This is a genomic window from uncultured Campylobacter sp. (genome assembly GCF_938041645.1).
In the GTDB taxonomy this organism is placed as follows: domain Bacteria; phylum Campylobacterota; class Campylobacteria; order Campylobacterales; family Campylobacteraceae; genus Campylobacter_B.
The window spans coordinates 41,514-60,385 of the sequence record NZ_CALIST010000022.1; the positions used below are offsets into that span (position 1 = coordinate 41,514).

The window sequence follows — 18,872 nt, forward strand, 5'->3', positions numbered from 1 at the left end:
GGCTACTTTTACGGGTATTATAATAAATTTTAAAGGCAAAGTCAAATGATAGAGATTACGGGCTTAGAGGCGGTGCAAAGGAAGTTAAAGGGATTGTCCGAATTGGGGCACAATACCGAGCCTTTGATGCACACGATCGGCAATATCATCGCAAATTCTATCGAGGATAGCTTCGAGGATGAAAAAAGTCCGTTCGGGCAAAAATGGGCTGCACTTAAACCGAGTACCGTCGCGCAAAAGAAGCGAAAAGGCAAGTCCGATAAAATTCTACGTCGTGACGGATATTTGGCGGATAAATGGGTAGTGGACGCAACTAGCAAAAGAGTGATCGTATCAAACAACTCAAAGCACAAAGGTTTTGCTTATGGGCTGGTGCATCAATTCGGCACCCATAAAGCGGGGCGCAGCAAAAACATTTTTATACCGGCTCGCCCGTTTTTGCCCGTCAGTAAGGGCGGCAAGCTTCAAAGCGATATACAAAAAATCATCAAAACGCAGATGATAAATTTCATCAAAAAAATTTAACGGAGAGTACGAAACAAGGAGTTAGGCCTATTTTAAGGGAATATAATCAAGCTCACAAATTTGTATAAAAGGCTCTATCAGATCCACTTTCAATCCGAGCTTACCAAAATTTTCTGCAAAAAATTCGCTTTCAAGTATCTCGTCGGTATTTAAATTTGAACTATCTGTAGTGATGGTGTATCCTTTTGCGGCTACCTCGGTATCCGTTAAAACCTGAACTTGGCATCTGCATTTTAACCCGTTCGGCGGATAAAATCTATCCCAAAATGGATCCATTTTAGGTAAAATAATGTTATGGATACTTGCATGCGCTTGATTTGTTAAATTATCTATAACGGCTACGTATCGAAAATATTTTCCGAGACTTTTCATTTGGCTATCATAGCGTCTTTTCGCATAATATAATCTATTGGCGAAATTAAATAATATTTCTAGTCCGTCTTGAAAAATAAGTTTTTGTTTGGATTTCCCATTCTTTTGCATTATTTTTATATCTTTTACGAAACCAAGAAACGAAAGTAGAGCAATCTCCTTCTTTATCCACTCGTCAAAACCGATATCATCATCTATTGCATACATAAAGGATTGAGCAAGAGTGCTCGCTTTTCTCTGTTTCGCATCAAATTTACTTTTTAATTTATTTTCCTCGTATTTGTCCACGGGCAATCCTTAAATTTTTCCCGTAGATTATATACTGTTTGAAGTTCGGCGTCAAATTTCGCGTATTGCTGCTTCTCTTATTATGCTACAGACACCATTGTAGCTTAGCCCATATTTAGCGGCGATCTCTCGGATTATTACGGCGCTTTGCTTTCCTGCGGCCACTCCCTCTTCATACTCCTTGATGATGTCGCGATTACGGAATGTGCTTTTATAGCTTGGAACGTAAATATTGGCTCCGCCGTATTCTTTGAGCACGTCGGCCATACTTTCGCTCTCTTTGACGCAATTATAAAATTCAACGAATAGATCGAAATTATTTATTATCAAAGTACGCTCCTTGCATCTTTCGCAGAGCGATAATCACGTCCGTGGCTTCCTGGCGGCTGAGATACCATAGGCAAAATACCAGCCTACCGGTTATTCTCTCGATAAAAAGTCGCAACGCAAGCCCCGTTTTCACTCTTGCGATCCTATTCCAAATACCCACGATAGTATCAAGCTGTTTTTGCGTAGCCTTTAGGGGGTCTTTCTTAGCGATTTCCCTTGGCACTCCGCCCGTTTGCGCGGTGGTATCTTTAGCGCCGTTTCGCCTGAATTTGGGCTCAAATTTGCTTTTATAACCGACTACTTCCAAAACCTTTCTGAGCTCATCGATATTGAGATCTTTCAGGCTATCTTTGCCGAATTCGGCCCGTAGATACACTTTGCGGCACTCATCATCCACGAAATAGTTATGCTTGAGCGTGTGGATCATTTTGATGTAGTATTTTTTTAGCTCGTCTTTCTTATTTATCTTCATCGAAAAGCCCCCTATTAGCCTTAGTTGTAATAGTTGTATCGGTTGTAGCCGGTGGCCTGCAACTATATATTACGCTCTTGCCAGCCTTGCGGCTATACCACAATTTGCCGTCAAATTTATCCAAGCAATCGCGGGCGGTTTTATCGTCCTTTGCATAGCCGGCGCTACCGAGAAGCTCGGTTTTATTTAGCTCCCCAAGCTCCAGCGCGCGCCTGATCTCAGCGGTAAAGCCGAGCTCGTATTCGCTCATCCTCGCAAGCTGCAGATCAAGCTCTTTTAGCTGCAAACTTGCTAGATCCACGCAAAAGCCGCCGTCTTTTACCCCCGCGCGCTCTTTTGCTACTTCGCATAAAAAATTTAGCTCGTTTTGCTGGCTGGGGCGCTTGATGAGATGATACATTACATCGAGCGAATTTCTGATATGGTTGCTGCCTTGGTAGTTGCGCCCATCCTTATTTGAGTGATGCAGAATCAAGATCGTAGCGCCGGCTTCGCGCAAATTTTTAAGTGCTGCAAATAGCCTATTTACGCGGTTATCGTTATTTATATCCACGAAATCGCGCAGGCTATCAAGTATGAAAACGCAGCCCTCATACGCTTTGCCGATCGCGTTTTGTTCCAGCTTCATCACGAGCTCGAAGCCGTCCATTTCGATACTTGAGCGCTGAATGTAGCTGAGATTTGGAAAGCGATTTATGAGGAGTCGGTCTACTCCGCGCTGCTTTAGTACTCCGACGGGATTATCGTAATCAATGAAAAACACTCTCTGGCTTTCCTCGCAGAGCCTTTTAGCTAGCGCGAATGCCATGTAGCTTTTGCCTGTGCCGCCGTCAGCATAAATCAACGTAATAAGTCGCTTAACCAAAAAATCCTCTATCAAAAATTCGATTTTCTCGTTAAAGCTTTCACTTTTTAGACTCGAGCTTTGTAAAAAGTCGAATATATCGTTTTCGTTCATATCGGTGTCCGTCTTTCTTAATCTTTCAGTATTATTAGCGCTACTATCGCCGTGATGCTAAGTGTGATAAATATCGTGCTCTCAAATATCAAAAAGAGCTGCATTATTTAATCTCCAAATTTGGGTTCTCGTAGATGTTCCCGACAATCTCAAACTCATCTGAAGCGTTTTTGAATTCCTTAGTAATTGGATAATCCGGGTTTATTTTGCTTAAGTCGTGCATATAAAATCCGCAATCAAAGCAAATTTTATAAGTGCGCAATCCCCATCTAACGAAGAAGCCCGTATAAATTTCCATGCCGTTTTTGTCATTTACACCTGTATATTGCATTAGCTCGATTTTACGGAAAGAAACCTCGAAGCAGGTTTGCTCTTTTTCGCTCCAAAGCGTAGCTATTTCATTCGCGAAATTTAGATCCATTACTTCATATATTCCTTTTGGAATTTTCTCATATCCAAGCGTTATTCCGTTTGCCAGTCTCTGACTGCAACGCAAAAATACCTTAAATTTAATCTCTCTCATCGCCTATCCTCTAAATTTTACAGAAGCAATCTTTCAGAGGCTCATCGCCAAACGCCAAAGAGCCTTGCTTATCTATGCGGCTAAATTCTGCCTCCATATCCGCGCAGGTTAAATTCCCTGCAAACCACGATGTATTAAGCACGTGCTCGCCGCTATCTTGCATAGCCAAAAGCTCAGCTTCGATCCGCTTCATATACTCCCATTCGGGCTTGAAATTTTTCCATACTTGATAGAAGGCACGCTTTGACTGTGCAGGACAAAAATAGCAGCCCGTGCAGCTGAAGTATCGATATAGCGGGTTTTCCATCTCACGCTCTTTCAGATACGCCGTGCAGTCTGCTTCGCTCATATTGTAGTCGTCGATGAGCGGATACAAAAACTCATTGCCGTCCATTCTGCGACGGGTTTCGTCTGTGGTGTAGCCGATATAGATCTTATACTCGTCAAAGCTCTGGGCCTTGAGCCAACGCTCGAATGGCGCAACTTTCGCCTCTCTCCGCCACGCACAAAAGCCCTGCGTCTGCGGAGCCGGCAGACCCCTAATAGCACCTTTATTTTCGCCTCTGCTTATGCGTCCAAAAACGCACTCCTCAAAGCTCATCGCAGGTCTTAGTATCGTGATCTCCTTGCCGTAGCGCGCCTTGAAATACTCGCCGAGCTTGGCGATGTATTCATACATAGCCGCAAATTCGTGCAAAGTATCATAAAAAACGATATGATCGAGCGGCTTTTTGTCGCGCAGTAACAAATCTAGCATCGCCGTACTATCCTTGCCGCCCGAAAGCGTTGCGATATGGGTCATCCTTTTCCTTTAAATTTAAACTCTTTAACAAGCCTTTTAACCAGCTTTAAAGACTTGTTAAAGGGCTTAAAGCCCTTTAAAATTATTTATTTGCCAGCCTAAACCCAAGCGCGTAAAGAGGAGTAGCAGTCGAAGGATCTTTAAGATATTCTTTTAGCGCTTCTTTCGTATATCTGCGAGGCGTTGTGTTCCACTTGCCATCAGATTCTTGGTACTCCCAAAACCAAAGGACGTCATCTGACTTGATGAAATTGCTATTGAGGTATTCTTCATCAAAGCAAACTTTTATACCGCTTTCGATTTCGAGCGTGAATTTATCGGTTATTTTAATTATTTGGTGGATATCGCATCTTCCAAGAGGTTTGCATCCATACTCTAGCCTAACGAGCACGTCACCTATTTTGAATTTCGGCTGTTTTTCTTTTGGCTTGATACGAAGCTTAAAATTTTCCCAAACCCAAAATGGATATTTTATTTCCTTCCAGTCCTCTTTTTCGTTTTCCTTTATTTCTATCTCCTCACCTCTCTCGTAGGCTTGCATAATCTCGATCATTTCTGTCCTCGTCATTTTATATTCTCCCATTAGACATTTTTATAAAGGGCTTAACGCCCTTTAACAAAGTTTTGGAGCTTTGCTCTTCTTACGTATCTAGGCAAAAGCCTATTTTTATTATCTCTTGAGCCTTTAAATTTGCTCCAGTATATTTGAAACATGCTCTCTTTTGAAGTTAGCGAGTCGTTTTTCATCTGCTATCCTTTTTAGACATTTGCGCTTTGCAAATTCTCTATCTTAGTCTCTATGCGGAAGTTATCTTTTACCGTGCGCTTTAGACCTAGTTTAACGAGGCTTGCGTCATCAAGCTCGCAGATCGCGTCTTTGTTTATAGTCTCTTCGTAGGATATGCAATCATCAAGCTTATAGCTCTTTAACGCTTTGATGAGCTTCTCGACCTTTTCTTTGATGCGCGGCAAGCTTACGCTTTTACTGAGCTTATAGCCTATCTTACCGAAGGTGAAATCCCTACTGCGCTTTTCGGCGAATTCTGCTTTATTACTCTCACAAAATGCGGTGATTTGAGCTTCGATATATTTCTTTTCGCTGTCCAGCTTCTCGACCCGGGCTTTTTGCGCGTCCTTGATCTCGTTGCACTTTAGCGTTATTTCGCCATTAATATCAGCTAATGCCACCTCAAGCTCACATACTCGCTTTAGCGCGTTATCGACATCTGCAAAATTATTTATCTGCATCTTTTTCTCCTTCTTTTAAATTTTTGATTTTTTCAAGCATGCTTTTATAGGCATGTATTGAACCGTCCATTCGCATTTGAATGAGTGCTATTCGCATTTGAATGAATGCTAACGGAGCATTCGAAAAGACATCCGCGGGCTCGTAATGATATCGCTCGTCCGCCTCGATTTCCGCTATCTCGCCTTTCACGAATTTTTCAAGTTCACCAATCGTCTCTTCTTCCTCTGCTTTGAGACTATTTAGGATTTTACCGGCCGTCTCTATGGTGGCATCTGCTGCCGCCTGTGCTACTGCAAGCACAGGATCATCATCGTATGGCGGCTCTACTCTAGCGCTAGCGTAGCCGTGGCTGAGTTCTGCTTCATTTATCATGCGCCATATAAGCTTTTTTGTTGCTTCCATATCTTTTCCTTTCTAAAAATTTTAAATCTTTTGGCTAGTCCGTATTTTATGACGTAGCCGTATCGTAGGCAGATCGGAAGGTTATTTTTATTCTTCTTTACGATCCGCACCGCATGCCTTTCACTCATCGAAAAGACTAAATTTCAGCTCCCTTACGCCGAGCTTTTTTGCAAGCTCTCGCTCGTATGCCATGCCCTTGCTATTTTCGCTGCCTTCGCAGGCAAAAAAGTAGTAGTAGCTGCATACCGAGAGGAGCTCCTCGCAGTTTTTCATTATACGATCTCGCTCCAGCTCGCTATACACCCCCATCCATGCAAGCACGGGCGAGATGGGCTCGTAGCCGTTGGCGCGCACGATGGCGCAGGCCTGCTCGGCAAGCTTGCGCGCGTAGTAGTCGCGGTCTCGATCATGCTTGCATTTGATACTTGCATACGGCGAGCTTACGAAACAAAGCCTTGCCGTTCGTTTGTCCATTATCTTTTGCTCCTTTGTTTTAAAATTTAAGCTTTAGCGCTTATATAGGCTCTTGCAAAAAGAGCCCGATAAAAGCTACGCCTCTCTTAGATATCTTAAAATTTTCTCAATATAAGGATCTGCCGCCATCGTCTCATCGGCGCAGATGTGAAGCCTACCGAAGCTCGCAATTTCCGCGCAGGGCTTTTTAGAGCCATAACAGAAGCTCACGTAAAATGCCCAGCCCTTTACAAGCTGCCCGCCCTTTATTTCATCGCGACGCACCGAGCGCAGACCTACGCTTACCATAGCAGGCACGGCGGCGCTCATCTTTGCATGTAGTTCGCGAAGTGAGCTCGCGCTGTAGTTTTCGACGCTTAGATTGATTAGATCCTTTAGCTTCAACTTTTTGTCCCCTTTAACGTCCAACCGCTGCCGAGCCTTTGAGCTCTGCATTTTTCTATCTCTGCGATCGTCTCAAATATCGCCATCCACTTCCCACGATTTCTAGGGTGCTTGAGTTTCGCAAGTGCCGCCCGCTCTATGGCAGCTACGCGCTCTACGCTGATGCCGAATATCGCCGCAAGCTCTTTATAGCTCGTCTCGGCATCATCTCTTAGCTCTCTCGCGCTTTCGCGCCTACTTAGTGCGGCTACCATCTTTCTTCTCTTCAAAGAGTACGCGCTGCTTGTGCTCGCCCACTTTACCAATATTGAAGCTCTCGACCGGGCGCAGGTAGCCCATCACGCGAGTATAGACGATGCACTTGGTGCGTTTTGCTTCAAGCTCTTTTGGAAATTTCATACTTCATCCTTTAAATTTGACTTTATAAGACGCCCGCACGGGGCGCCATTTAAAATCAAAGTCTTAGCTCCAGATTGTTCCGAATCCGCGGCGGAAGTGCGGCACCGGCACCGCTATGCTCTCACGTCGTCTCCTCTTTGAGATCCAACCTCGCGGGGTGTGAAATAGAATGAATGAGTGCGCGATGATGATCTCGTCTTTGCAAGCTTTTAGATCGCTCATTTTCATATTTGTATCTTTTGAAATTTTCATTTTTTACTCCTTACAACCATTACAACTATTACAACAAAAGCATCTTCGTAGCTTCTTTTACTACGTCTTCGTTTATCGTGCCGCCGCCGTATTCGCAAAGCATCTTCGAGCGCCTTAAAAGCTTTTCGGTTTTTCTGAAATTTCCCTTTGCAAGCCTTTGTATCAGCCCTACACAGTCCCTATCTTCTACGCCGAAGCTTTTGCAAACCTCTTTCAGATCATCTGATATGATCTGATTATCGTCGTTCAGATAGCTCAAGCCGCCCAATATCCATTTGTTACCGACGCGTGAGCTGAGCTGCTCTAAAGCGTCGCCGCTTCGCGAAGAGGTCAAATTTAGCTGCAATTTGTTTGTGCCGACAAGCACTAGCGGCGCACGGCTAAAATCGTGCATCCTTCTTAGGCTCTCCAGTGCACGATACGGAAGGTGCTCAGCCTCGTCTATGATGATCGTTTTACTGAGCTTTTTAAGCTCGGCCGCACTACGACGGATCAGATCATCGATGCACCCCTTGCTCTCTATCCCAAGCTCGCCGGCTAAAATTTTAAAAAGGCTCTTTGCCGACGTATTGATCGTAGCTTCAATCAGGATACTATCGGGGTGCGTACGGACGTATTCCCTAATAGCTCTCGTCTTACCGCTACCCGCCGCTCCGCTAATCATTGCCATATCGCGATCTTTTACCGCCCAGCTTATGACTGCATGGATGCTTTTTGCATCGCGGGTTTTGATGAAAGGCAGCTCGTCTTGCAAAACATCGACTTTTTTGATAAAATTGTCAATGTAGTTTTTTGCGGGTCCTTCTACTTTGTGTGCATATTTGTAGGAGGATCCCTCCTTAATATATCCCGAAATATACGCGGGATTAATCCCCAAAAGCTTTGCGAATTTGTTTTGGCTCATACCGCTTTTTTCGTTTTCTTTGATGAACCGCACTATGTCGTTTGCCAGCTTCATTTTTTATCCTTTCTCTTAAATTTAGAGCCTTTAAAATCCGTTTAAAGCCCTTTAAAAAGCACTTTTAAAATGCTTTTTGAAAAGCTTATTCGCCGCTTGCCATCTCTATGGCGTCATCGAGGCTAAATTTAGCCCTCTGTTTCGCTACACTCACCTCCAAACTCTCATAATTAAACGCTTTGGCGCTGATTTCGTTTATCTCTTTTTGAGTTTTAATCGTTTCCTTTACGGCTTTTACCCGATCGTTATCCTCATAAACAAAATTTTCAGGCTTTAGGGCTTCTTTATGCGCCGCAAGCATTACCTCGAGGTCATAATCGACATTCAGTCTCGTAAACTCGCTGAATTCTGCGCGCTTAATGACAGATCGAATAGCCTTCATCTCGTCTTTAAAGACCTTTTTGACCATCTTATACATCTCGGCGCTCATCGGGCAAATATTTTTATCTCTTGCTTCGCAGATGAAATTTCCATCCTTATCAAATACAAATACGCTGCTTACGTCATCGATATTCTCGCTTATGAATACCTCCGTGCCTACGCTCGGCAAAAATTGGCTGACAAATTGCATCGCCTCATAATTGATACCTTTCTTGCCGACCACTCTTCGCTCTAAGCCTCCCGCATGAAGCATAAATTCATCTAGCCTTACTCCCTTTAACGGCGTATCGTCGGCATTCCATCTATTTATCGGGCTGTTTCTCTTTCTTCCTACGCTCATTAGATCCCAGGTCAGCACCTCGGTTTCAAATCTATCCCGCACCTGCTGCAGGGTTAGCAGGTATTTTAAATTCGTCTTTTTAGGTAGTCCGTTTTCATCTTTGGCGTGCCTTTCTTTTTTAGGCGTACGCTGCTCTACCGCCTCGCGCATTGCGAGATTAAATCCGATATAGCCCGGCGTTTGTGAAATCCCGCCGTGCTGGAGCGTGCCGAAATGTCTTTCCACAAATCCCTTCTCGTCGCCGCTGTATGCGATAGCTCTGTCGTAATCGATCCCTAGCCCGTTTAATAGGTGCTGAAATTGATCGCTTAGATAATCCTTGCCGTTATCACCCTTGATAAAGTCCGGCTTTCCAAATTTGCTTAGAGCTTTCCACATCAACCGAATTAGCCCTAAAGCGTTTGATTTTCGCTCGATACTCGCTACGCAGCGACCGCTATAAACATCGACTATACTTAGCACGTTTGCACGTATTGCTTCGCCTTTTTCGCCGTCGCGCACCATCACGTCAAGCGGCGAGCTATCTATCTGCCAGCATTGATTTCTGCGCGTGATGATCTCGCCTTGATCTCCCATGGCAGGCTGCATATAGCTTTTTGCCTTATCTTCGCCCTTGGTTATCATCACGTATTCGAGCCGATTGGCGGGGTCGGCGTAATAATTATCCAAATACCTTTTTACGACGCCCGCATCAAAGAGCGGCTTTATGGTACCGCATAAAAATTTAGGATAATTTTGCGGCTCACCGCGACGGCTAAAATATTCTTTATGTAGATCTCGCCAAAGCTGAGCGACATTTAGACCGCCCGCGCCGTAAGCGCGAAATTTATCAAGCACGAACTCGCTCATCCACGGCTCAAGCTTGCTTTCGCTCTTTCTGTGTTTACCGCGATTATCTACCAAAGCGACCGCGCCGCCTGCCTTATACGCTCTTTGCCATCTAAAAAGGTTTGCTTCGCTCACACCGAAGCTTTCGCAAAACTTTTTAGAGGGCACGTTGCTCTTCTTCGCCTCTTCCCACTCTTTGAGAATTTTAATCTTCTCGCTTGCCTTGCTTTTATCTGCAGGGCTTAGCATCGCATAGCTTGAACCGCCCGGCTCGTCCGTTCCGCTTTTTTGCTCTCTTACATCTTGTGCGCCGTGATTGCTTTTTATGTCGCTAAATTTCATCTGTTTTACTCCGTTTTCAGAAGCGGTATCGCTTAGCCATACGTTTATATTTTTGTCGATTTTTTCGCGCTTGATAGCAGCGTCAATATCTGCGATGCCGACCTCAAAAAGCAGCTTTACCCCGCCGCGGCTTCTAGCGCCGACGTTTTGAAGGCGGATGAATGGGTATTTGAGGGAGTGGCGACGCGAAGCTTCCTTTAATGCGCTCGAAGAGACGCTAAAAATCTTAGCTGCCGCCGTAGTCTCGACATACAACATCAACTAGCCTTTTTATCCGCTTCTTCGTCTTGTTTTTTGATAAATCCTGCAGGCATCTGTTTGATTATGCCCTCGCTCAAAAGCGCTTCGAATACCTTTTTCGACGTCTTAAAATTCTTATTTCCGAGCACTTCGCCGTTGATTACCATATAGGTAGTACGCTCGCTTAGATTATGCTTTTTCGCCCACTGCCTAATGCTTATGCAGTTATTTTTAAAATAATCCCTTATCACCTAGCAACTCCTTCCATCTAGATTTTCATTGTTAAAAATAGAAATCTAAAACTTTTTTTACAAACCTTTGAAAGTTTTAATCCCGAATGGGGTATAATTCTTTTTCAAAGATTTGAAAGTATTATATAGTATTTTTACCTTATTGTCAAGGTTAAAATACCTTATAAAATAAAATTTTTAATCGAAGGGGCGGAAATGGGCACTCAAAGGGATAAAATCATATTTGAAAATATGAAAAAATTTTTTAAAGTTGACAGCCTCGAAGATGTGGCGGAAAGGCTCGGATACTCTAGGAATACGGCTGCTACATGGCGCTCAAAAGGAATAACCTCAACGGCAAAATTAAAATTTGCTAATTTGAGCGCCAACAAGGTTAATAAACCATATAACGACCACGCCTATTTAAGATATTTCGAAGATGTAACGGCGAGTGCTGGTTATGGCTCAAACAACGACACGCAAAATTACTCTATAATCCCTATCGGTAGAGATTTCATGGAGCAAGTGTTAAAAATACCTCTTAAAAATTACGATGTAATCAAAGTTTATGGAGATAGTATGGAGCCATTCGCCCAAGATGGCGACGCTGTAGTGGTTGATTTGGACGCAGAGGTAAAAAATGGCGATATCGTCATAGCAAATATCGGCGGAGATGCATATATGAAAAAATTTTTAAGAGATAATATACACAAAGAAATAAAACTAACATCGTTAAATAGCTTTTATCAAGACATTGTTTTAAAGGGGGCAGAAATAGATCAGCTAAAAATAGTGGGCAAGGTTCAGTGCAAATTTAATATCAATGTAAAAATATTTTAAAATATAAAAATAACCTTAATATGTGTCTTAATCAAGAAACGAATTTTTAAGTTTGCGGTTGTCTTTGTGTTGTTTTTTTGTATGTGTCTTAATCGTAAAGCTTAGAATGAGGTATTTTGATGATGATTAAGACACTTTAAGCTTTATTAAGACACATATTTTTGATTTTTATGTGTCTTAATCATATAAATTCTCGCTAAAACAAAATACAGCCTAAAATGATTTATGATATATTTGAGCTAAATTTTCTATGATTTCAGAATGTATTTAAATATTCGTTAATTGGGCTTGATCTCTTATAAAAGCGTTTAAAATTTCGCTTATTTTGGGATGAAATTGGCATTTTGGGATCGTTGGGATTTTTACCGCCGCAAAATTCTTGCATTACAACTGAGAGTGAAGCTTTTTAAATCGCCTATCTTAGGAACTTTCAAAAATAAGCGCAAAAATTTCCCACTCTCATTTTCTATACCCCCTCACACTTTTTGCCACCTCCTGCGGCAAAAATTCGGACTTTTTGTCGATGACGGACACTAGCGCGTAAACGTTATCGTAATCTTGCAACTCCAAGCCCGCGCGCACCAGCGTTTCATATAAAAACGGCTCGTCCTTTTCGATGCTCACCGCATCATCGTTTAAAAATTCATAGATGAATGCAAGCTGTTTTTTATCGCCGATTTTTAAAAAATAATCAGCCAAATTAGTCGCGCTCTTAATGATGATTTTGCGTAGGTCATCTATCTGCCGCGCAGAGTAACGCTGGGTAATCAGCCGCCAATTTTCTGCCATTCTCGCCGCGACGATAGACAGTTTGAAAGCTCTGCCGCCATAAGCATATTTTTCGCTTTCGTCGCCGATTTTTTCTATAGCCTCGAATTCGCTCACCATATACTCGTATAGCTCCTCATCGCTGCCGCTGAAATTTTCTAAATATATCGTCTCGGCAATGGTTTCGGAATTTTCGGGCAGATCGCTTGCATATCCAGGCTCCTACTCTTCATTCTCTTCATCCATGGCAGCTTTTCTAGCTTCAAAAGTTTTAAAATCCACCAGCGGATTAACGCCCTTTTTTACAAATTCAAAAAAGGCGGAAATATTGATCTGATGCTCATCTTCGCAAATTCCGTCCTTAAACATCAGCTCGCTATTTTCGAAAAATTCCCAACCCTCAAGCGCGCCCAGGTAGCTTCGACCGATTCGTCCGTCTAGGACATAGACGCACTCGCTAGCGCTATGATCAGGCATTGCGTGGTCATTTGAGACGATATACGGCGCTTGAGTTTTTCCAAAAACCTGCAACATTCCGTCGTTGTATTCGCCGCTTATGCCCCAAATCGCCGTTAGATTGCCGCCGATTGCTATAACGCCGTCCTGTGAATGCAGATAATTGCACGCCGTATTTTTGGCGACCTGTAAAAACAGATAATTATCATCGATGATATCGCCGCTGATAAATAAATTTCCGTTAACAAACATCGCTCGTGCGTTATTTTTGCCGCCCGCTTCGTTAAATTTATCCTTAAGCCAAGCGGAATTTATCGTGCCTCCCGACAGACTAAGATCGCCGTCAAACACTAGCACGTCAAAACTACTATCCAAATGTAAATTTGAGCCGAATTTTTGCTCAAATTCATCATAAGGCAGTATAAAAACGGGCGGAATTTTGGTTGCGAAAGGGCTGCGGTTTTCGTATCGCTTTACCTGTGATTTAATAATCTGCTCGCAATTTTGTAGAAAATTTTTGATCTGGTTTTCCATTTTTATATCCTTTTAAATTGCTATTTCGGCAAGCGGTTCCGTCATATAGCCTGCGGAGCGAAAATTTGCGTTCTGCTTGCAGTTGCGAGTGCAACAAAGCAAAAATCTCTTTCAAAACCAACGTAGCGACGCCGCAGGCGGAGTTTCTGTAAAGATGCTCAAAATATGAGTCGCCGCAAAAATTTAAAGGCGAAGTATTTTGAGATGATTTTTGGGGTTTTGAAGTTAAAATTTGACGAAGATAAGGCATATAGCCTATCGAGTCAAATTTTAACGAAATCCGCAAAAAGCGCTCAAAAGACAAGCCGCTAAATTTATTGCAATCTAGCGATTATATTTCTTACAACCTCCGCCATCATCTCCACCGACGCTATCTCACAGTGCTCGTTCACCGAGTGAGGCGAGTGGATATTTGGGCCTATGGAGCAGGCTTGCAGCTCGGGCTGTTTTGCGACCAGTACGCCGCACTCAAGGCCTGCGTGTACGGCGGCAAATTTGGCCTGAGGTTTTTGTTTTTGCAGTTCCTCAAGCACCAGATGCGCAAAGTCGCTGACGTGCGGTGCCCAGTTCGCCGAACGGTCGGCTACCTTGACCTCAAAGCCTAGCGCACTAGCCATGGTGCTAGTCTCAAAGCCCAGATTTTCGAGCCCTTCGCGCTTCATCGCGCGTCCGAAAAAGTCAAACTCGATCACTTCGCCCTTTTGCTTGACGGTCGAGAGGTTTATGCTTTCGTTTACCATGCCAAGCTGCGTGTCGTAGCTGCGCACGCCTTGGGCAAATGAGTTAATTAGCGCCAAAATTTTGCCGCTGTTTACCAGCACGTCCGCTTCGCCCTCGCCGAGGCTCTTTACCCACGCCAGACCGCGCTGCGCCGGCTCATGCGCACAGAGTGCCTTGCACACGGCATTTGCGGGGATCGAGTTGCTCCTCTCGCCAAAATCAAGGCTGATTAGCTCACAGCCCTCCTCGGCGAGAAATTTCGCTAGCAGCTTCGTCGCGTTTGGGATATTTTTGTGTATCTCGTTGCCCGAGTGCCCACCGCTAAGCCCGGTGACGCCGATCTCGTAAATTTTACCACTCTTTTTGACGCTCACGGCGCCGATTTTTGCGCTTACGTTTATGCCGCCCGCGCATCCTAGCGTCACGCGGTCGTCCTCTTCGCTGTCTAAATTTAGCAAATTTGGCGATAAAATTTTACCCTTAAAGGCGTTTGCGCCCACGAGTCCGACCTCTTCGTCGTTGGTAAATAGGCACTCTAAATTTGCAAACTCCCGCATCGCGCCCATCATCATCGCCACGCCGATGCCATCATCAGCGCCCAGAGTCGAGTTTTTCGCCCTTAGGATGCCGTTTTCTTCGATGAGCTGCAAATTCGGCGCCGCACCCACGCAGACCATGTCGTAGTGGCTTTGCAAGCAGATTTTAGGCTCGCCTTTTACGGCGTGGATATTGCCCGCCTGATCGACGTTCACGCTAAAGCCCTGGCAGCGCGCAAAATCCGCCAAAAACTCCCTCATCTGCTCCGTTTCGTAGCTACAGTGAGGTATCTCGCACAGCCTCTTAAAATCATTCATAACCTCGTTTTTTTGCATGTTTGCTCCTTTAGAATTTATTATATCCGGCGTTATTGCGACACGCCCGTTGAATTTAAAAGCAACCGCACTCGCTTAAGCGCTTGCGAAATTCTGCTAAATTTAAACGCGACCGCGCCGACATAGCGCTTCCGCAAAATACGCGCAGAATTTCAATCGTGCTAGCTTACGCTGCAGGCAAGCCGCGCAAAATGAAATTTTATGCAAAGTCGCATGAATTTTACCGAAATTTAGCAAGAATTTTATTTAAAATTTAGTCAGAATTTTGCCGGGGATTTTTATTTTACGATTACGCCTTCATAGCCCGTTTTAGCGATTGCCTCAAGCATCGCGGTCGCGTTTGTATCATCCTTTGCTACGACGGTCGCGGTTTTGCTCTGCTGCGAAACCTTTGCGCTTATCACTCCTGGCGTTTGCAAAAGCGCCTTTCGCACGATCGCGGTGCAGAGCGGACAGTGGATTTTTTCCACGTAAATTTTAACCTCTTTGTCGGCAAAAAGCGCCGTAAATCCAAGCATCAAAAACAAAATTTTACGCATAAAGCCCTCCTAAAATTTCAGGATATGTAAGCATAAAAGCAAGCAAGGCTCCTAAGAGCGCGTAGATCAGAATCCATTTTTTGCGCCTGCTTTGCAGCGAGCATGCGCGCGGCTTTTTGAAAAAGAAAAACGCCGAGAGCGCGAAGCAAAAAAGCGCTAGCACAGAGAGTGGCGCGCGGTAACCTTCCAGCGCCTCCGCGCCTGAAAAAATGGAAAAGCTCGCGCCGAAAATCAAAAACAAAAGCGCGGGCAGGCAACAAAACGTCGCGGCAATCGCGCTAAAAATCGCGGCAAATATCAGCCACAGACTGCGCGTGCTGAAGCGATTTTTGCCAGGATCTTCTCGCTTTTGAGCCAAAGTTTCTTGCGCGGGATTTTCTAGTTCGGTTTTCAAATTTTGCCTTTTAATTATAATCTTGCCATAATCTTGTCGCACCCTCGTCGGCCTTTTGACGCGGAATTTTATCTGCAAATTTTACCGCTACCAAATTTCGCACAGAGTGGCAAAGAGGCGAAATTTTAAATTCCACAAGTCGTAAATTTTAAAATTTCGCGCCGAAAAATTTCAAAATTTTGCTCGCTTTAAAATTTCAAAATTTCGCCGCCATGTCGCTCACGAAATTCTAAAAAATTTTAAAATATAGCGCTAAAACAAGGCGCGCTTTTACGCGCCCCAGCGCGCATAGTTAAATTAGGAACGGCAGCACGCAGATCAGGCGTGCCTTTATGTATCCGCTTCAAAATCGCCTAGCCGAAAGTCCCTCTACATGCCCACTCAAAAAGCCCAAGCTGACGTGCCGCATAGCAAAACGCGAACCGCTACAACTCTTTCGATCTGTAATCGTAGCTGAAATCTTTCGGCGAGTAGTAATTAAGAGTGTTGCCGTCCACTTCGCCGTAAGGATAGCCGAAATTATTGATCGGAAACTGCGCTGGGCGTGGGCTTAGCGTGAAGTCTCTGCCGTAGTTAAAGCCGATCCAGCACATCTCCCAGTTGCCGAAAAGATACTCGCGGATTTTAGTGAGCTTGCTGTCGTCATTGCTTAGCTTCTCGCCCAATCGCACCTTCGTGACATCCGCGGGATCGACTGGGATCCAGCCGTGGCCTTTTAGATAAAATTCCGCCCTGCAGTGCTGCGCGCCCGAGATATGGCTGACGCCGTCTTTTGGTGCGACGCCCATTTGAGCGCTAAATCTCGACGCGCCGACGCGGATGCCAAACATCTCTCTTGCGGCGATGCCCTGCGCGCGGCAAAGTGCAACGAAAACACTATTTATGTCGGTGCATTTGCCGCTTAGCTTGCCGCTGCTTAAAATTTGCTTCACGTCCCCTAGCCCGCAGCCTAGCACGCTGTTATCGCGCTGCATAGTGTTTGCCACCCACGTATAAATCGCGCGCGCCTTTTCCAGATCACCCTTGATGCCGCCTGCGATCTCGTCTGATTTTTGCTTGACGATGCCGTCGATTTGAATCTGCGCGCTAGGCTCTAAAAACTTCGCTACCTCGGGGTTAAGCTTTTCGTTCGGATTAAATTTTACCTTGCTAAAGTCGGTGTTACGCTCAAAGGTCTCGACGCTAAATTTAATGTTTAGCGTGGGCTTTGCCACACCGACGTAGCCGGCATAGAGCGTCGGAATTTCGCTATAGTCCACGGACGGATCGTTGAAATTGCCGTCAAATTTTATGTCGCTTACCTTTTGATACTCCGTGATGAGAGGAAGCGGTATCCAAAGCCGCGTCTGCTTACCCTTCTCCAAAATTTCGTGATTTAGCGATAGCCCAAAAGTTCTCTTTTTGCCAATGACTTCTTCCCCACCCAAAATGGTACTCGGAGTTGCCATAACGGCGCCTAAAATCGCAGTGTTTCTTAAAAAATCGCGTCTTTGCATGAAATGCCTTCAAAATAAAATGGCTAAGCCTTAGCCCTAATTACGCGTGGATTTTAGCCTTTTGTGGCTTTGAAATCGCTAAATTTAAAATTCCGCAAGCCGTAAATTTTAAAATTCTATCCATATTTAAAATTTCAAAATTTCGCTCACTTTAAAATTTTAGAATTTTGCTCGCCGCGGAATTTTAAAATTTCAAAATTTCGCCCAAAGACACGGCGCGAAATTTCGCCAAAGCGGGCATGATAGCCCGCAACCTAGGCGCGCAGGCAATATGTATCGGCGGCGTAGGCTAAACCACGCAAAAAGCGCCGCTGTCGCAAAAGCCAAACGTGCGCTTCGATGAAACGGTTGAGCCTCGACGAAGTGCGGCGGCTTAGCTTAAGCAAATCGCGGCGGTAAAATGCAAGCCGTCAGAGGATTAAATTTCTCGCGAAAAATACTCGTAGATAAAATTTTTAGGCGAGTACGGATCTTTCGGCGTGCCGCCCACTTCGCAATACGGATGCGAAAAAATTTCGATCGGAACATGCGCTGGGCGCGGATTTAGCACGATTTCGCGAGCGTAGTTAAAGCCCAGCCAGCACGGCTCCCAGTTGCCAAAAAGATACTCGCGCACCCGCGCCAGCTTAGAATCATCCTCGCTTAAGCCTTCGCCGAGTCGCACCTTCGTAACGTCCGCGGGATCGACGGGGATCCAGCCATAGCCTTTTAGATAAAATTCCGCTCTGCAGTGCTGCGCGCCCGAAATTTCAAGCGCACCGCCACTTAGGGCGCCCATGACGCCCATTTCGGGCGAAAATTTCTGCGCTGCGCCCGTGCGGATGCCGTAAATAGCGCGAGCAGGAATGCCAGCTGCCCTGCAGAGCGATACGAACACGCTATTAATATCGGCGCATTTGCCGCTTAGCTTGCCGCTGCTTAAAATCGTCGCTGCGTCGCCGCTGCCGCATGCGATCACGCTATTATCGCGGCTCATATTTTTTGCGACCCACTCATAAATCGCGCGTGCCTTTTCCAGATCGCCTTTAAGCGAGCCGGTGATCTCGTCTGATTTTTGTTTCGTAGCGCCGCTTGCCGGAATTAGCTTTGAAGGCTTTAAAAACTCCTCAATCCCTGGGCTCAAGCGCTCGTTTTCATTAAAGCTTACCTTGCTAAAATCAGTGTTTCGCTCCGAAATTTCAATATCGAAGCTAAGCTCAAAATAATCGTCATCTTCGCCTACGACACCTTGCTCGCCGTATTTGCCGACGCCTGCTTTTGCCTCTTTATCGGGTGCGAAGCGCGCGTAGTACGTGCTTATATGATCTCCGCAGATAGCCGACTCTTGCGCATTTGAGCGAGCATGATATTCGCCAAGCAACCTCTGATACGGCTCTTGTAGCACCAACGGCAGCCAAAGCCGCACCTCTGCACCACCACTTGAAATTTCGTGATTAAACCTGAGACTAAATTTTCTCGTTTTTGCTTCTTGCATTTTTTTGCTCCTTTTGCTTGAATTGCAAGT

The 18,872-nt window shown here is 44.8% G+C and carries 28 protein-coding genes; 2 read left to right on the forward strand and 26 right to left on the reverse strand.

Annotated features, from left to right (window positions below):
* Positions 1 to 45: 45 nt before the first annotated feature.
* On the forward strand, positions 46 to 525 hold the full coding sequence (locus Q0600_RS03345; RefSeq protein WP_297893918.1) for a phage virion morphogenesis protein: 480 nt from the start codon (positions 46 to 48) through the stop codon (positions 523 to 525).
* A gap of 27 nt (positions 526 to 552) precedes the next feature.
* Here Q0600_RS03345 and Q0600_RS03350 read toward each other — a convergent pair whose 3' ends face one another.
* The 19 genes from Q0600_RS03350 to Q0600_RS03440 form a co-directional block, all read right to left on the reverse strand.
* Positions 553 to 1,185 (reverse strand): phage minor head protein, encoded by a 633-nt coding sequence (locus tag Q0600_RS03350; protein ID WP_297893921.1) that lies wholly within the window; start codon positions 1,183 to 1,185, stop codon positions 553 to 555.
* A 51-nt stretch (positions 1,186 to 1,236) separates the two neighbouring features.
* Positions 1,237 to 1,515 (reverse strand): Mor transcription activator family protein, encoded by a 279-nt coding sequence (locus Q0600_RS03355; RefSeq protein WP_297893923.1) that lies wholly within the window; start codon positions 1,513 to 1,515, stop codon positions 1,237 to 1,239.
* Positions 1,502 to 1,987, reverse strand: a complete 486-nt coding sequence (locus tag Q0600_RS03360) for a phage protein GemA/Gp16 family protein (RefSeq protein WP_297893925.1) — start codon at positions 1,985 to 1,987, stop codon at positions 1,502 to 1,504. Before Q0600_RS03360 ends, Q0600_RS03355 begins: the two co-directional genes overlap by 14 nt.
* Positions 1,974 to 2,945, reverse strand: a complete 972-nt coding sequence (locus Q0600_RS03365; protein ID WP_298756881.1) for an AAA family ATPase — start codon at positions 2,943 to 2,945, stop codon at positions 1,974 to 1,976. Before Q0600_RS03365 ends, Q0600_RS03360 begins: the two co-directional genes overlap by 14 nt.
* A gap of 103 nt (positions 2,946 to 3,048) precedes the next feature.
* A complete protein-coding gene (locus Q0600_RS03370; protein ID WP_298756884.1) occupies positions 3,049 to 3,468 on the reverse strand; it encodes a YopX family protein in 420 nt (139 codons plus the stop codon).
* A 10-nt stretch (positions 3,469 to 3,478) separates the two neighbouring features.
* The gene (locus Q0600_RS03375) at positions 3,479 to 4,270 is read right to left on the reverse strand and encodes a phosphoadenosine phosphosulfate reductase family protein (RefSeq protein ID WP_298756887.1); all 792 of its coding nucleotides are present in this window, start codon (positions 4,268 to 4,270) and stop codon (positions 3,479 to 3,481) included.
* Between the two features lie 82 nt (positions 4,271 to 4,352).
* On the reverse strand, positions 4,353 to 4,823 hold the full coding sequence (locus tag Q0600_RS03380) for a hypothetical protein (protein ID WP_297916034.1): 471 nt from the start codon (positions 4,821 to 4,823) through the stop codon (positions 4,353 to 4,355).
* Between the two features lie 50 nt (positions 4,824 to 4,873).
* The gene (locus Q0600_RS03385) at positions 4,874 to 5,017 is read right to left on the reverse strand and encodes a hypothetical protein (RefSeq protein ID WP_297916036.1); all 144 of its coding nucleotides are present in this window, start codon (positions 5,015 to 5,017) and stop codon (positions 4,874 to 4,876) included.
* Positions 5,018 to 5,029: 12 nt separating this feature from the next.
* A complete protein-coding gene (locus Q0600_RS03390; protein ID WP_298756890.1) occupies positions 5,030 to 5,518 on the reverse strand; it encodes a host-nuclease inhibitor Gam family protein in 489 nt (162 codons plus the stop codon).
* Positions 5,505 to 5,921: a hypothetical protein gene (locus Q0600_RS03395; RefSeq protein ID WP_298756893.1), complete on the reverse strand. Its 417-nt coding sequence runs from the start codon at positions 5,919 to 5,921 to the stop codon at positions 5,505 to 5,507. Before Q0600_RS03395 ends, Q0600_RS03390 begins: the two co-directional genes overlap by 14 nt.
* Complete coding sequence (locus Q0600_RS03400) at positions 5,888 to 6,031, reverse strand: hypothetical protein (protein WP_298756896.1); 144 nt, start codon at positions 6,029 to 6,031, stop codon at positions 5,888 to 5,890. The genes Q0600_RS03395 and Q0600_RS03400 overlap by 34 nt, the downstream gene beginning before the upstream one ends.
* A gap of 10 nt (positions 6,032 to 6,041) precedes the next feature.
* Positions 6,042 to 6,395: a hypothetical protein gene (locus Q0600_RS03405; RefSeq protein ID WP_298756899.1), complete on the reverse strand. Its 354-nt coding sequence runs from the start codon at positions 6,393 to 6,395 to the stop codon at positions 6,042 to 6,044.
* A gap of 75 nt (positions 6,396 to 6,470) precedes the next feature.
* Positions 6,471 to 6,803: a hypothetical protein gene (locus Q0600_RS03410; RefSeq protein ID WP_298756903.1), complete on the reverse strand. Its 333-nt coding sequence runs from the start codon at positions 6,801 to 6,803 to the stop codon at positions 6,471 to 6,473.
* The gene (locus Q0600_RS03415; protein WP_298756906.1) at positions 6,776 to 7,033 is read right to left on the reverse strand and encodes a sigma factor-like helix-turn-helix DNA-binding protein; all 258 of its coding nucleotides are present in this window, start codon (positions 7,031 to 7,033) and stop codon (positions 6,776 to 6,778) included. The genes Q0600_RS03410 and Q0600_RS03415 overlap by 28 nt, the downstream gene beginning before the upstream one ends.
* Positions 7,014 to 7,178, reverse strand: coding sequence for an anaerobic ribonucleoside-triphosphate reductase (nrdD, locus tag Q0600_RS03420; RefSeq protein ID WP_298756909.1), 165 nt, complete (start codon positions 7,176 to 7,178; stop codon positions 7,014 to 7,016). The genes Q0600_RS03415 and nrdD overlap by 20 nt, the downstream gene beginning before the upstream one ends.
* A gap of 63 nt (positions 7,179 to 7,241) precedes the next feature.
* Positions 7,242 to 7,430: a hypothetical protein gene (locus Q0600_RS03425; protein WP_298756912.1), complete on the reverse strand. Its 189-nt coding sequence runs from the start codon at positions 7,428 to 7,430 to the stop codon at positions 7,242 to 7,244.
* Positions 7,431 to 7,458: 28 nt separating this feature from the next.
* Positions 7,459 to 8,388: an AAA family ATPase gene (locus tag Q0600_RS03430; protein WP_298756915.1), complete on the reverse strand. Its 930-nt coding sequence runs from the start codon at positions 8,386 to 8,388 to the stop codon at positions 7,459 to 7,461.
* A gap of 85 nt (positions 8,389 to 8,473) precedes the next feature.
* Entirely contained in the window at positions 8,474 to 10,537 is a 2,064-nt protein-coding gene (locus tag Q0600_RS03435) for a DDE-type integrase/transposase/recombinase (RefSeq protein ID WP_298756918.1), read from the reverse strand.
* Positions 10,537 to 10,770 carry a hypothetical protein gene (locus tag Q0600_RS03440; protein ID WP_297916870.1) on the reverse strand — a complete coding sequence of 78 codons (234 nt, stop codon included), beginning with the start codon at positions 10,768 to 10,770 and terminating at the stop codon, positions 10,537 to 10,539. Before Q0600_RS03440 ends, Q0600_RS03435 begins: the two co-directional genes overlap by 1 nt.
* 195 nt (positions 10,771 to 10,965) lie before the next feature.
* Here Q0600_RS03440 and Q0600_RS03445 point away from each other — a divergent pair, with 195 nt between their 5' ends.
* Positions 10,966 to 11,589 carry a S24 family peptidase gene (locus tag Q0600_RS03445; RefSeq protein ID WP_297893821.1) on the forward strand — a complete coding sequence of 208 codons (624 nt, stop codon included), beginning with the start codon at positions 10,966 to 10,968 and terminating at the stop codon, positions 11,587 to 11,589.
* Positions 11,590 to 12,048: 459 nt separating this feature from the next.
* Here the strand turns inward: Q0600_RS03445 and Q0600_RS03450 are convergent, their stop codons facing one another.
* From Q0600_RS03450 to Q0600_RS03480, 7 genes are all read right to left on the reverse strand, one after another.
* Positions 12,049 to 12,477 (reverse strand): hypothetical protein, encoded by a 429-nt coding sequence (locus tag Q0600_RS03450; protein WP_298756923.1) that lies wholly within the window; start codon positions 12,475 to 12,477, stop codon positions 12,049 to 12,051.
* 102 nt (positions 12,478 to 12,579) lie between these two features.
* The gene (locus Q0600_RS03455) at positions 12,580 to 13,347 is read right to left on the reverse strand and encodes a hypothetical protein (protein WP_298756926.1); all 768 of its coding nucleotides are present in this window, start codon (positions 13,345 to 13,347) and stop codon (positions 12,580 to 12,582) included.
* Between the two features lie 314 nt (positions 13,348 to 13,661).
* Positions 13,662 to 14,939: a M20/M25/M40 family metallo-hydrolase gene (locus tag Q0600_RS03460; RefSeq protein WP_298756929.1), complete on the reverse strand. Its 1,278-nt coding sequence runs from the start codon at positions 14,937 to 14,939 to the stop codon at positions 13,662 to 13,664.
* A 278-nt stretch (positions 14,940 to 15,217) separates the two neighbouring features.
* Entirely contained in the window at positions 15,218 to 15,478 is a 261-nt protein-coding gene (locus tag Q0600_RS03465; protein WP_298756932.1) for a heavy metal-associated domain-containing protein, read from the reverse strand.
* Positions 15,471 to 15,872 carry an aryl sulfotransferase gene (locus Q0600_RS03470; RefSeq protein ID WP_298756937.1) on the reverse strand — a complete coding sequence of 134 codons (402 nt, stop codon included), beginning with the start codon at positions 15,870 to 15,872 and terminating at the stop codon, positions 15,471 to 15,473. The genes Q0600_RS03465 and Q0600_RS03470 overlap by 8 nt, the downstream gene beginning before the upstream one ends.
* 425 nt (positions 15,873 to 16,297) lie before the next feature.
* Positions 16,298 to 17,368: a transglutaminase domain-containing protein gene (locus tag Q0600_RS03475; protein WP_298756940.1), complete on the reverse strand. Its 1,071-nt coding sequence runs from the start codon at positions 17,366 to 17,368 to the stop codon at positions 16,298 to 16,300.
* Positions 17,369 to 17,786: 418 nt separating this feature from the next.
* Positions 17,787 to 18,842 carry a transglutaminase-like domain-containing protein gene (locus Q0600_RS03480; RefSeq protein WP_298756942.1) on the reverse strand — a complete coding sequence of 352 codons (1,056 nt, stop codon included), beginning with the start codon at positions 18,840 to 18,842 and terminating at the stop codon, positions 17,787 to 17,789.
* Positions 18,843 to 18,872: the final 30 nt, after the last annotated feature.